Annotated in this window: 10 protein-coding genes; 7 read left to right on the top strand and 3 right to left on the bottom strand. The window is 61.9% G+C overall.

Features of this window, described 5'->3' with window-relative positions; genetic code table 11:
- Window positions 1-9 precede the first annotated feature (9 nt).
- Window positions 10-828, top strand: coding sequence for a universal stress protein (locus NAP1_RS01785; protein ID WP_007163500.1), 819 nt, complete (start codon window positions 10-12; stop codon window positions 826-828).
- A gap of 17 nt (window positions 829-845) precedes the next feature.
- On the opposite strand, the gene NAP1_RS01780 is transcribed toward NAP1_RS01785, so the two are convergent.
- On the bottom strand, window positions 846-1,529 hold the full coding sequence (locus NAP1_RS01780; RefSeq protein WP_007163499.1) for a DUF6445 family protein: 684 nt from the start codon (window positions 1,527-1,529) through the stop codon (window positions 846-848).
- Window positions 1,530-1,805: 276 nt separating this feature from the next.
- Between NAP1_RS01780 and NAP1_RS01775 the strand changes: the two genes are divergently transcribed.
- Window positions 1,806-2,084 (top strand): hypothetical protein, encoded by a 279-nt coding sequence (locus NAP1_RS01775; protein WP_007163498.1) that lies wholly within the window; start codon window positions 1,806-1,808, stop codon window positions 2,082-2,084.
- Between the two features lie 72 nt (window positions 2,085-2,156).
- Here the strand turns inward: NAP1_RS01775 and uvrC are convergent, their stop codons facing one another.
- Complete coding sequence (gene uvrC / locus NAP1_RS01770) at window positions 2,157-4,118, bottom strand: excinuclease ABC subunit UvrC (RefSeq protein WP_007163497.1); 1,962 nt, start codon at window positions 4,116-4,118, stop codon at window positions 2,157-2,159.
- 216 nt (window positions 4,119-4,334) lie between these two features.
- On the opposite strand from uvrC, the gene NAP1_RS01765 reads away from it, so the two are divergent.
- The 4 genes from NAP1_RS01765 (at window position 4,335) to NAP1_RS01750 (ending at window position 9,758) form a co-directional block, all read left to right on the top strand.
- On the top strand, window positions 4,335-5,783 hold the full coding sequence (locus NAP1_RS01765; RefSeq protein ID WP_156777171.1) for a heme peroxidase family protein: 1,449 nt from the start codon (window positions 4,335-4,337) through the stop codon (window positions 5,781-5,783).
- Window positions 5,784-5,952: 169 nt separating this feature from the next.
- Window positions 5,953-7,083 carry an NAD(P)/FAD-dependent oxidoreductase gene (locus NAP1_RS01760; protein WP_050750448.1) on the top strand — a complete coding sequence of 377 codons (1,131 nt, stop codon included), beginning with the start codon at window positions 5,953-5,955 and terminating at the stop codon, window positions 7,081-7,083.
- Between the two features lie 102 nt (window positions 7,084-7,185).
- Window positions 7,186-8,862: a wax ester/triacylglycerol synthase family O-acyltransferase gene (locus NAP1_RS01755; RefSeq protein WP_256364603.1), complete on the top strand. Its 1,677-nt coding sequence runs from the start codon at window positions 7,186-7,188 to the stop codon at window positions 8,860-8,862.
- An 83-nt stretch (window positions 8,863-8,945) separates the two neighbouring features.
- A complete protein-coding gene (locus NAP1_RS01750; RefSeq protein ID WP_007163493.1) occupies window positions 8,946-9,758 on the top strand; it encodes a triacylglycerol lipase in 813 nt (270 codons plus the stop codon).
- Window positions 9,759-9,783: 25 nt separating this feature from the next.
- On the opposite strand, the gene NAP1_RS01745 is transcribed toward NAP1_RS01750, so the two are convergent.
- The gene (locus NAP1_RS01745; RefSeq protein ID WP_156777170.1) at window positions 9,784-12,981 is read right to left on the bottom strand and encodes a hypothetical protein; all 3,198 of its coding nucleotides are present in this window, start codon (window positions 12,979-12,981) and stop codon (window positions 9,784-9,786) included.
- A 244-nt stretch (window positions 12,982-13,225) separates the two neighbouring features.
- Between NAP1_RS01745 and infA the strand changes: the two genes are divergently transcribed.
- Window positions 13,226-13,471, top strand: a complete 246-nt coding sequence (gene infA / locus NAP1_RS01740) for a translation initiation factor IF-1 (protein WP_007163491.1) — start codon at window positions 13,226-13,228, stop codon at window positions 13,469-13,471.
- The last annotated feature ends 9 nt before the right edge of the window (window positions 13,472-13,480 follow it).

The following is a 13,480-nucleotide window of genomic DNA, read 5'->3' as shown; positions in this document are numbered from 1 at the left end:
AGACGAGCTATGAAATCCATACTTCTTCACATCGACGCCGACCACTGCATGGAAGCGCGCATGCAGGTCGCACTGGACCTTGCGCGAGCATCTGGCGGACACATCACCTGCCTTCAGGCGGTCAGCTACGAGGTGTTCGCACCTGGTGACTTCTACGGATCGGCGATGGCAGCAGCGATGCCGCGCATCAAGGAAGCCGCCGAGGAACTGCGCAAGGAGATCGAGACCGACCTCGCCAACGAAGACGTCGCTTGGGAGTGGCGCTTTCTCTACGGCATGCCCGAACAACGGCTGCTCGAACAATCGGCGCTGCATGACGTCATTATCGTCGGCCCGCACGACGTGGGCGAGGAAGGCTCGCGCGGTCCTTCGTCTATGGTGGGCGAGCTCGCGATCAAGGCCCCGGTGCCGGTGCTGGTGGTGCCGGGCGATACCAAGAAATTCGAGGTCAACGCCCCGGCTCTGATCGCGTGGAATGGCTCACCCGAAGCGGCGACCGCACTTCGCATGGCGCTGCCGCTGCTGGCTAAGGCGAGCAAGGTCTTCATCGCCTGCGTGTCCGAAGAGGACGAGAAGAGCTTCTACGATTTCCCGCCCACCGAAGCCGCGATGTATCTCAGCCGCCACGGGATCGAGGGCGAGGTAATTTCCATTCCCAAGGATAAAGCGAAAATTTCCGATACGCTGTTTTCGGCAGCCCAGATGCGCGATTGCGGGCTGATCGTGATGGGAGCCTATGGCCACTCGCGCCTTGCCGAGATGCTGCTGGGCGGTGTCACCCGCCGGATGCTGAGCGACCCGCCCATGCCGATCCTGCTCGGCCGATGAGCGAGAGGCGGCGGCGGTCAGGTTCCGTAGAGGAACATGTTGACCGTCAGCCGCCCTTCTCGCGGATTGTCGCTCAGCGCGTGCGCGTTCGGGATGATACCGGAATGCAAGGACCGCCCGCGATACAGCGCCACGCGGTCCACCCGCGCCTCGACCGAACCGATCTGCTCGAAACGCTCGCTGTCTCCTGAGGGATAGCCCGGCTCGACAGGACCGAATTCGCGGTCGTCCTCTGCAAGCGCGGCGGCGTAGGCGGCTTCGCGCTCGGGCGTGATCTTTTCAAAGCCGGTGCGGCGGTGGCGATAGAAGGCCGTGCCGCCACTCTCTGGTCCATCGAGGTAGTGCATCAGGGCAACGCGTCCCGGATCGGAATGATCGTGATGCGGGATGCTCTGGCGCGCGTTCAATTCGCCCGGCGCGAGGCTGACGATCGAGAAGGCTGCGACCTCGCACTGGATTGACCGCGAGAGGCCGAAAACTCGTGCCATCACCTGCATCATCAGGTCGCGCCTGATATCGAGATAGGACGGGTCCGCAGGCGCGCGGCGTCCCGGATAATCGACTCCGGCAGGATAATATTGCGAGCGATAGCCGAGATCGCGCAGCCGCTCGGGCTGATCGGTGAAATTGTCGATGATGACAAGCGGTTCGCGCTCTTCGCCGATCGTTTCGACGCTGACCTTGGCTTCGGGCAATTGCATGGCTCACCCCCTAGCGACATTGGCGTGAGAAATCATGCTTTCGTGACGGCTGATGCCTCGGTCGATCCCGCGAGTCGCGCAATCATGCAAGCGAGAGCCCTATGAATCTTTCACCCTGTTTGAAGGACCGATGCGCCAAGATTTCCCTCGTTTCAGGCACTTGCTAAAAGCGGCCGAATTTACCGTTTACGCTACGTCAACCGTGGAGCACAATTCGCTCAGGGGTTGCGATGGATGGGGCGGACGTCCCGCTTCGTCGGTTTGGGGGAAACTGCCATGAAAAGGATGATTGCATTTGCAGCGCCAGTTGCTCTGGGGCTGTCGGGAATGGCTGTTGCACCGGCAACCGCGCTCGCTGCTCCGGGCGGCAAGTCTGCGGCTGCAAGAGCTTGCAACAGTGGCCTTGCCGAAGCGATTGGCGTCAATGTCGGCACATGCATCGCGCTGTTCGCCGACGGCGATGCCCACGCTGTTTGCAAGGCTCTCAAGGACCTCGACCTGCTCGACGTGGTCGGAGCCCGCAATCAGGGCCAGTGCATCCGCATCTTGCGCTGAAGCACCTAGCCTAACGGTTAGAAGGGGCCGCGGAGCGACACGCGGTCCCTTCGCCTTTTCGGCGGTCCGCCCCTATCCGCCCGCGTGGTAGAAATCGTATATCTTGCGCGCAACCGCGTCGCTTACGCCGGGCGCGCGTTGCAGGTCTTCGAGCGCGGCTGCGCGGACTTTCGATGCGGTACCGAAGTGGAGGAGCAGCGCCCGCTTTCTCGCAGGGCCGATACCGGGGATTTCGTCCAGTGGTGACGCGGTGATCGCTTTTGACCTCTTCGCCCGGTGCGCGCCGATGACATAGCGATGGACCTCATCGCGGAGCCGCTGGGCGTAAAACAGGACCGGCGAATTGGTCGGCAGGGTCTTTTCGCGCCCATCGGGGAAGTGAAACACCTCCCGCCCTTCGCGCCCGTGATGCGGGCCCTTGGCGATGCCGACGACCGGCACCTCATCCGCGATACCAAGTTCCTCCAGCACCTCCATCACCGAGGAGACCTGACCCTTGCCCCCGTCGATCAGGACGAGGTCGGGCCAGATCGTCTCGTGGCTGTTCTTTTTGCCACTCTCGCCATCCGGGTTCTCGGCAAGATTGCGGAAGCGGCGGCGCATGACCTCGCGCATCATCCCGAAGTCATCGTTGGTCTGCGCTTCGCGGATGTTGAACTTGCGATATTGCGACTTTTCAAAGCCTTCTGGGCTGGCGACCACCATCGCGCCCACCGCCTTTGCGCCCTGAATGTGACTGTTGTCGTAGACCTCGATCCGCTCGGGCGGTTCGCCCAGCTCTAGGAATTCGGCTAGCTCGCGATTGACCTTGGCCTTGGTCCCTGTCTCTGCAAGCCGCCGGTCAAGCGCGTCGACGGCATTGCGGCTCGCCTGCGCCATCAGCTTGCGCCGGTCGCCGCGCTGCGGGATCGAGATCTGCACCTTCTTGTCGGCAATTTCGGTGAGCGCTGCTTCCATCAACTCGCCTTCGGGCAAGTCGCGGTCGACCAAGACCATCGGCGGCGGAGGCACTTCCTCGTAGAATTGCAGCATGACATCGGCGAGCACCTGCGCTTCGCCGACATCCTTGGTGTGGCTCGGAAAGAAGGCGCGGTGCCCCCAATTCTGCCCGCCGCGAATGAAGAAGGCCTGCACGCATATCTGCCCGCCCTTGGCGGCGAGCGCGAAGACATCGGCATCGCCCACTGCCTTTGCATTGATCGCTTGGCTGCCTTGAATGAACGTCGCCGCACGCAGCCGGTCGCGCAGGATCGCGGCGGTTTCGAAGTCGAGCTCTTCGGCGGCCTTCGCCATCTGCTTTTCGAGATCGGCTTGGACCTGGCTAGACTTGCCAGCGAGGAAGTCCTTCGCCTGGCTCACCAGCGCGTCATAATCCTCGACCGAAATTCGATCGACGCAAGGGGCCGAGCAGCGCTTGATTTGGTAGAGGAGGCAAGGCCGGTCGCGGTTGTTGAAGAAGCTGTCGGTGCATGAGCGCAGCAGGAACAGCTTTTGCAATGCATTCAGCGTCGTGTTGACGCTCCCCGCACTCGCAAACGGGCCATAGTAGTTCCCCTTCGCGCGCCTTGCGCCGCGATGCTTGTGGATGCGCGGAAACTCATGGTCGGCGCGCAGCAGGATGAAGGGAAAGCTCTTGTCGTCGCGCAGCAGCACATTGAACGGCGGGCGAAAGCGCTTGATCAGCTGCGCTTCGAGCAGCAGCGCCTCGGCTTCCGAATTGGTGGTGACGATTTCCATGCTGCGACATTGCGAGACCATCCGCATCAGCCGCGTCGTGAGCTGATTGACCTGCGTGTAATTCGCCACCCGCGCCTTCAGGCTACGCGCCTTGCCGACATAGAGCACGTCGCCGCGCGCATCGAGCATGCGGTATACGCCCGGCACCGGCTTCAGCGTCTTCACCGTCTCACGGATCGCCTCTACGCCCGCCTCGAGGTTAGGCTGAGCGCGGGCAACCGTGGAGGCTGCGCGACTCTCATCGAAACGCTGCGCGCCTCGGGGATCTTGGGGAGAACCTGCCTTCGTTCGGGACATGCCCAGCTAGATAGTGTGCTTCCCTCGACGATGAAAGCCACTGCGAAACGCTCATGCACGATCCACTTTGATAGTTTCGTCGCACGTAGTGCACAGTAAAACGCAGTTTTCACCGAATGTCGGATGAGTCCAATAGAACAATTCGGGGCTATTCATATTCCCATGACAAAATAAATCTGACGGGTTGCCTTTGTTTAACTAACAGGAGGCAAATAAATGGCTGGTCAAGAACACCACGGGATGAAGCCCCTCGAGGGCCTCAGCCCCTATTGCAACGTAAAGAAATACGGCCACGAAAACGAAGGAGAGCAGCGGGACGACCGGTTCGGTCGGATGTTCCCCAAGCTCAGCCCGGCCTACACAAACCCGAACATTCTTTCCGCTATCGGCGCAAAGGGCGGCCCGATGGATGGCGGCGCAAAGAACGACCGCACCGACACCGTGCCGGTCGGCATGATCTTCTTCGGCCAGTTTGTTGATCACGATATCACTCTGGATGCGAGCACCACGTTCGACAGCGTCGTCGACAATCCGGGCGAAATTGCCAATGTGCGGACCCCGACGCTCGACCTCGACTGCATCTACGGCCTCGGCCCCGAGGCGCAGCCTTACCTGTTCGAACAAGGCGGACCGTTTGGCGGCGTAAAGCTGCTGACCGGAGCCGATAATCCGGGTCAGGCGGGCCTTGCCGAACACGATCTCCTTCGCGCCCCAAATGGCCGGGCGATCATCGGCGACCCGCGCAATGACGAGAACCGGATCATCAGCCAGATCCAGCTGGCGATCATCCGCTTCCATAACCACGTCGCCGATACGATCCATGGCGAAACGGGCCTTGAGGGTCACGAGCTCTACGAAGCCTCTCGCGAGGAGACGACCTGGCATTACCAGTGGGCGCTGGTGAATGACTTCCTGACCGCGATGTGCGGCATTCCGGTAGTCGAGAAGATCCTCGGCTGCGGGCGCAAGCATTATTGCGGCCCGGTACCCTTCATCCCGGTCGAGTTTTCGGTCGCCGCTTATCGCTTCGGCCACTCGATGATCCCAATGAAGGTCCAGACCCGCAAGGGCGAGAGCGCGCTTGAACTGTTCGGTTCGCTGCTCGGTCAGGGCTTCGACGCGGTTGGCGATCCAAGGGCGGTGGTCGACTGGCACGAGCTGCTCTTCACGCCGGAGAACCGCCAGGTCGAACGCGCGCAGAAGCTCGACACGAAGCTTGCAGGCGACCTACTTGCCCTGCCCTTCATCGCGCCCCCTGCCGAGAACTCGCTCGCAACGCGCAATCTGCTTCGCGGCAACACCTTCCTCCTTCCCGGAGGTGAGAAGATTGCCGATGCGATCGGATGCGACGAGGCGACGATCAAGAAGGTGATCAAGAAAGTCGAGAAGGTGAACGGCGACCTTGGCGCCGATGGTATCCCGCTGTGGCTCTACCTCCTCGCCGAAGCCGAAGTGATCGGCCGGGCAGAGGTGAATGGCAGCGACAAGGAAGGCGAAGCGCTCGGCCCCGTGGGCGCGACAATCGTTGCCGAAGTCATCATCGGCCTGCTCGAGCTTGATGAGCACTCTTATCTTGGCGCGAACCGCAACTGGTCCCCGCGCGAGGAATGGAACACGCTCGGCAAGCTTGTCACAGTTGCTCAGCCCGCACTGCCTGCGGTCTGACCATTGTCCCGGGAGAGGGGAGGTCGGCGCCAAACCCCGGTGCGTCGGCTTCCCCTCATACCGCAAGCTCGTGCAATAACGACAATTGGCAAGCGCGGCTGGCGCGCCTACGGGCGTGGCGGTGAAGCATTATGACGTCATAATCCTAGGCGCAGGCGCAGCCGGCCTGATGTGCGCGGCAAGAGCCGGGCAGCATGGCAAGCGTGTCGCGGTGCTTGAGAAGGCGGACCGGCCCGGTAAGAAAATCCTGATCTCTGGCGGCGGGCGCTGCAACTTCACCAATGTCGACGCAGGCCCTGCGAACTATCTCTCAGCCAACCCGCATTTCGCCAAGTCTGCGTTGGCACGATACACGCCGCAGGACTTCATCGACCTCGTCGATGCTCACGGGATCGCATGGCACGAAAAGACGCTGGGTCAGCTGTTCTGCGACGGATCGGCCAATCAGATCGTGCAGATGCTTCTCGATGAATGTCCCGAGAGCGTCGACGTTATCTGCAACGCAGACGTGAGCGCGGTTGTGAAGGACGGTGAAGATTTCGCTGTATCAGCATCGGGCGAAAGCTACGCCGCTCCTGCCCTCGTTATCGCAACTGGTGGCCCCTCGATCCCCAAGATGGGCGCTACCGGCTTTGCCTACGACCTCGCGCGCCAGTTCGGTCTCAAGGTGGTTGAGCCGCGCCCTGCTCTCGTCCCGCTGACACTGGGGGGAGACGACGTGCTGTTTCGAGAATTGTCGGGCGTTTCTGCGCCGGTTCAGGCACGCGCGGGCAAGACCGCCTTCGATGAAGCCGCGCTTTTCACGCACAAGGGGCTGTCAGGCCCGGCGATCCTGCAAGTTTCGTCCTATTGGCGTCACGGCGAGGAAGTCGGCATCAAGTTTCTTCCGCAAGCCGATGCCGAGTGGCTGATCGAACTCAAGCGCGACCGCCCGCGTGCAAGCCTCAAAAGCGTGCTGCGGGAGCATCTCCCGGACAGGCTTGCTGACGCATTGGCAGACCGCCTCGGCATCGAGCGCGAGCTTGGCAATGTCTCGGACAAGGAACTGCGCAAGGCAGGCACTCAGCTTGGCGACTGGCGCTTTTCCCCCACCGGCACCGAGGGTTTTGCCAAGGCAGAAGTGACCATCGGCGGCATCTCGACGTCCGAATTGTCGAGCAAGACGATGGAAGCGAAGAAAGTCCCCGGCCTCTACGCCATCGGCGAAGCGGTCGATGTGACGGGGTGGCTGGGCGGCTACAACTTCCAGTGGGCCTGGGCGAGCGGAGTGGCCGCAGGCGAAAGCATTGCGACGCAATAAAGTTACACAGATTGTGACAACTGCGCCACTTCACGGGCGCGTAAGGTTGTCACGCAGATGAAACGTGCCTACCAATCGACTAAGAGCTCGATAAAGAGCCGGATGGGACAGCCCTCGCGCGCTTTGGGTGCGAGGAAACGGAGAGGCAGCTTGCGTCAATTGCAGGGTATGGATTCATCGTTCGTCGCGATGGAATCACCAAATTCGCCGATGCATATCGGCAGCGTGCTCATCTACAATCCAGAAACCGCGCCCGGCGGCTTCGTCCGCTTCAAAGACATATTGAGCTTCATCGAGAACCGGCTGCAGCTGTCGACCACCATGCGTCAACGGTTGGTCCGCGTGCCGTTCGACCTCGACTATCCATACTGGGTCGAGGATCCCAATTTCGACCTTGAGTACCACGTCCGTCACGTCGCCCTGCCCAAGCCCGGCGACTGGCGACAGTTGTGCATTCAGGCCGCGCGCATCCACGCCCGCCCGCTCGATCTCAGCCGCCCGCCTTGGGAATTCACCGTGGTCGAAGGGCTCGACAACGTTCGCGGCTATCCCAAGGGTTGCTTCGCTTTCGTCACAAAGGTCCATCATGCCGCGATCGACGGGATGAGCGGGATCGACCTGATGGAGGCAACGCACACCACGACGCCCACGACAACGCCCCCGAACAAGCCCGACGACTGGAAGCCAGAGAAAATCCCCGGCCCGGTCGAACTGCTTGGCAAGAGCTATTTCAACGCGCTGCTCAACCCATTGAAGCAGGCGCAGGTCGCTGCACAAGCCGTCCCGGGCGTCGCGAGCGCAATCAAGGGTCTGGTGACGCGCGATTTCCAGCTCACCAGCGATTTTGTCCCCCCGCGCACGCGCTTCAACAAGACCATTTCACCGCACCGCGTGGTCGAAGGGCGCACTTTCGATCTCGCCGAGTTCAAGTCGATCCGCGCGCTTCTGCCAGACGCCAAGGTCAACGACGTTGCGCTCGCGGTCGTGGGCGGGGCGCTTAACAAATACCTCACCGCCAAGAACGACCTGCCCAAATCGACGATGACGGCGATGGCGCCGATCTCGGTCCGCTCGACCGACGAGAAGGGCGATATGGGCAATCAGGTCGCAGCGATGATCGCGCCGCTTGGATCGCATATTGCCGATCCCAAGGAACGGCTCCAATACGTCTTCAAGCAGACCAGCAATTCCAAGGCGATGACCAACGCGCTGGGAGCGCGCACCATGACCGAGGTGAGCAAGGTCAATCCGCTACTCTACATGGCACTGGGCGCGCAATTGTTCAGCCGCGTGAGCCTCGCTCACAAGGTGGCGATGCCGTTCAACACGGTCGTCACGAATGTTCCCGGCCCGCCGGTCCACATCTATTCGAGCGGTGCGCGGATGGAGAGCATGGCGCTCTCGCTCATCTGCCTCACCGACGGCCTCGGACTCGCGCATGTCGTGCAGTCCTATGTCGACGAGGCCTACATCAGCTTCACCGCCTGCCGTGACATCCTGCCCGACCCGGAATTCTACTCGCAGTGCATTCAGGACAGCTTTGACGACATGCTGGCAGCGGCAAAGGCGCTGGACGCGGCTCCGAAGGCAAAGGCCCCCGCACGCAAGACGGCTGCGAAACCGGCGGCACGCAAGACCACGCGCGCAGCACCGGCAAAAAAGGCGCCAGCGAAGAAGGCACCAGCCAAGAAGGCAACTACGACCTCGTCGGCGGCGAAGCCTGCCAAACGCAAGCCAAAGGCCACGACCAAAAAGATCGAGAGCAAACCGGCCAAATAGGAATATCAAGTTTTCGCGGGATCATAACAATAACGAGTGCGTACCGCATAAAAGCACAAGGGCGCACAAGCAGGAGAGAACATATGGCGAGCATCGCCCCCAGCCAATCCGGTTTTTCCGGAGGTCCTCAGGCACGGGTAGCCCAGCCGCCCAACCGGCTCTGGACCCTGACCGAAGGCCGCGCGATGGGCGAATTCGCCGCTTTCTACGCCGCGCTTCCCGCCATGCGGATGCTGCCACGCGGCGATGGGCATTCGGTGATGTTCCTGCCCGGCTTCATGGCCTCGAACCGCTCGACCGTCCCGATGCGCCGGCTCTTCACCGAGCTCAATTACGACGCACATGGCTGGGAATCGGGCCGCAATGTGCGCGTCAACGAAGCGACCGTCATGAAGATGGAGAACCAGCTGACCCGGCTTTTCAAGTCATCGGGCCGTAAGGTTTCGCTGATCGGCTGGAGCCTTGGCGGCGTGCTGGCGCGTGAACTGGCGAAGCTGCATCCCGAAAAGGTGCGCCTTGTCGCAAGCCTGGGCAGCCCGCTTTCGAACGATCGCGGCCATTCGTCAGCCAAGCGCCTGTTCGAACTGCTCAATGGCAACGAGCCGAAGGTCATTCAGAAGGGCAAGTTCGACGAATTGCACATCGCTCCGCCCGTTCCAACGACTTCGATCCTCACCAAGACCGATGGCGTCGTCCACTGGCGCGCGAGCGTGCAGGAAGAAGGCGATCACCCAAGCGAGAACATCGTGGTCCACGCAAGCCATCTTGGCCTTGGCGTGAACCCCTCGGTCATGCTCGCGCTGGCTGACCGGCTTTCGCAGGATGAAGGCGGATGGAAGCCCTTTGCTCCCTCACTTATCCAACGCTGGATGTTTCCGAAGCTAAGCGTGAACTAAACGTAAGGCTCGCTGCGTTGCTGGACTAGAACAACTTCCGGATGTCGATGCCGACAAATCGGCCCACGGGGTCGATCAGGAACGGCTGGAAGTTGATCGGCGTCTCGCCGTTGCTGTCGATCACCTGCCGCTGCGCGTCGAAGACGTTGTCGGCGCGCAGGGAAATGCGCAGGTTCTTAAGCACCGGGCTTTCGCTTTTGAAGACCTCGTCGAGGTTGGCAAACACGCGCAGGTCAAAGGTTGCGAGGTCGCCAAAGAACAGGTCCGCCGATCCTGGCTGTCCCGTGCCATCGAGGCGTGTCGAGCCCGTGTAACGTCCCGAAAGCCGCATACCGAGACCGCCGCCAAAGATGCCCGCCTCAAGCCGCGAGGAATGGCGCGGCAGGCCGAATGCGCCCGTGCCCTGACCGTCAAGCTGATCGAGCGGCGCAAGGCCGGGTGCGATCAGGATCTCGTTCTCAAGCTCGATCGTGTGGTTGAGCGACACGAAGTAGCGGAAACCGGGGAAGCTGCGCCGCGCAAGAGGGTTGAAGCCGCCCGGAGGACCACCGCCTCCACCGCGCGCACCGGGACCACCGCCGCCCTGACCGCTGTCACCCTGCGCGCCGCCGCCCTGGCAGAAACGTCCGCGCAGTTCGGCTATGCGTTCATCGGAGATGTTGCCGTCTTCGTCACGAAGACGGTCGAGCATGCGCCCGGCCATTGCCGGATCGAAGCCGGGAAGTTCATCCGAGACATCCTCGCCCGCATCGATGCGCGCGATCAGCGCCTTGATCCGTTCGGCTCCGTCCTCGGCACAGGCTATCGCTCGGAACGCGGCAAAGCCTTCGCGGCGTCCGCTACCCGGAGCACCGGGAGGACCGCCCTCGCCGCCGCCGCCGCTCGCTCCCGGTCCCATCGACGCCGGATCGAAGCTGCAAATGCGCTCGCGCGCCCGGGCGAGGCGTTCGGGGTCGATCTCACCATCCTCGCCGCGTACTCGGTCGAGCAGACGCGCAAATCGCTGCGCATCGAAACCGGGGACGATGGTCGAAAGGTCTTCGCCGTTCGCCACAGCCTCGGCCAGCCGTGTGAGCACTTCGAGGCCGTCATCGGCGCAAATGCGTGTCCGGAACTGCATAAAGGCTTCACGCTGCTCGGCACTCGGGGGCCCGCCGCGTCCACCAGGACCGCGAGCGCCTTCGGGAGGTCCGCCAGCGCCCGAACCCGATGCCTGCTGCGGTCGCCCACGAGGCGGTCCGCCTCCGCCACCGGGAGGCCCACCGCGCTCTTGGCCAGCGCCGATGCTGCCGCGGAAGAAGAGGCTGAACTGAAGACGATCAGCCCGCGTCTCGGCAAAGGTCACCGCGCGTCGGTCGACCGAAAGGATCTGGCCAGCATCATCGCGCACGACTCGGCCCGGAAACGCAGCTTCGATTTCGGGCGTGATCTGCGGGAAGCCTGCGGTCACATCATCCGAGCGGTTGCGGATATACTCGACCGTGAAGCGCGTGCCGGACCAGAACGGAAGCTCCCAGTTGGCCGCAAATTTCCAGTCGCGCTGTGTCTCGGCAAGCAGGTCGGGATTGCCACCGGTGATGACGGTCGCGAGCACGGTCTCGCCGTTCGTAAAGTCAAAGACTGGAGAATTGAGGTTTTCGACCTGGGGCGCGCCAAGAGCGCTCAGACCAGGTGCAACTTCGCGCACGATGTAAGTTGCGGACAGGTCCAGATTGTCGAACGGCGCCCAGGTCAGGCCAAGCGTGTAGTCGCCCAAGGTTCCGAAATCGCTAAGCCGGTCGACCCCGATCTGGCCGTTGAGAGTAAAGCTACCCAAGGCATCTGCAAAACCGTTGCGGCGACTGGTGATCGGAATGACGAGGTTCATTCCGGTCGAGAGATCGCCCCGCGTCAGGTCGGCAGGGAGGCTGCCGCGCGTATCGGAGCTCTGCAAATTCGACCAGTCGTATGCGACATCGAATGTCGCAAGAAGCTCCCCACCGGGCAACTGAGCGAGCGGTCCCCTCACAGTCGTGAGGGTTTCAGCGCTTACGCCTCTGCGGCGCGCAATGTCGAACCCTGCGTCGACCGCCTCCGGCAGGGCGCCATCGATAGCCAGACCTCCATCGAGTGCGCGGGCCTGCAGTTCGCTGGTATCGAAGCGCCGGTCGATCTCCTGAGTGTTTTCGGAATATCCCGCATTGAACGTGGTGGTCAGTCGAAACGCATTGATCGGTTTCGTCAGCGATCCCGAAGCGTTGAAGAAGTCCTCCGCCGTCACCTGCTCAAGCGGCGTCTCCTCGCCGAAAGTCCTGAGAGCACTGTTCCCGTCCGCATCGGTCAGCCTCACCGTATTGAGGCCCCTCAAAGAGCGCCGGTCGCTGCGATTGTAATTCGCGTTGGCCGACAATGAGATTCCACTGTCGATCAGCGCCTTTGCGTAGCTCACATTCGCTTCAAGCCCGCGAGCATCTGCAACGAGGCTGCGAAATTCGGCCTGATCGGGATCGCCCGCCACGTCAGATATCGAACCGGGCGTCTGGATGATGTCACGTTCATCCTCCGTCAGGATCGAGTTGTCCGATGCCTCGAAGGTGAAGTTGATCCGCGCACCGTCAGCAATCTGGAGGAAGCCCAGTTCCTGCTCGCGCTGGTAATAGCCACCCCGCGACGGGCCCTCGAATTCAAACTCAACCTCGGCGTTGCGGTAGTTCTCCTTGAGGATCAGGTTGATAACGCGGCGGTCGGGCGGAAAGCCGAAACGCTGCGCGGTTTCTTCGGGGAAGACCTCGACGCGTTCGAGTGCTTCTGGCGGGTAATTCGCAAATTCGCGGAAGGAGCCGACGCGGATGCCGTTGATGAGAATGACGGGCCGCCCGCCTCCTCCCCGTCCGCGCGCGGAGCCGGTCTGGTTGGTGATCTGGGTGATGAGATCGGCGATCGAGGTGACGCCTTCTGCTGCGATCGCGTCGGTATCGAGTTCAAGAAGCGGCGCCTGCTCCACGTCGAGCTGGCCGCGAAGACGCTGACCCGAAACCACGATCTCGCCGGAGCCCGAGCCGAAATCCTCGCCCAACTCGCGCTCGCCTTGCGGTTGAGAACCAGACTGGTCACCCGATTGCTGCGCGGTAGTGGGCGCGTCATTCTCTGCATCGACATCGCTTGCGGAAAGAGGCGCTCCGGCAAAGGCGGCATAGCTTGCCCCCGCCAGCAGGGCGGTGCGCGAAATGGGGGAGAGGATCATTGAGGCCCTTTTGAGCGAATTCTTAGGAGGGGCAAGCGGCTGAATTGTATCAAAATGCAACGCAAGAAACGCAAGAACGATCCGTTCGGATGCAACAAACCGCCCTGCAAACCACATCGCAAGTGGCCGCTCGGTAACGGCGCGCTCTTCCCTTTTCGTGCTTCCATCGCTAAATGGCCCGCGCAGAACGACCAACTGCACGGCGAATGTCAATTCGTCGACAACCAGAAACGCAAGGAATTACATGGCCAAGGAAGAACTTCTCGAAATGCGCGGGCGCGTCGTCGAGCTGCTGCCCAATGCGATGTTCCGGGTAGAGCTTGAAAACGGCCATGAAGTGCTGGGTCACACGGCAGGCAAGATGCGCAAGAACCGCATCCGCGTGCTGGTGGGTGACGAAGTGCTTTGCGAACTGACGCCGTACGACCTCACCAAGGCGCGCATCACCTACCGCTTTATGCCGGGCCGCGGCGGTCCCGGTCCTCAGTAAGCGCACGCG

Source organism: Erythrobacter sp. NAP1 (genome assembly GCF_000152865.1).
In the GTDB taxonomy this organism is placed as follows: Bacteria; Pseudomonadota; Alphaproteobacteria; order Sphingomonadales; family Sphingomonadaceae; genus Erythrobacter.
This window is presented reverse-complemented; position numbering and strand designations above follow the sequence as displayed.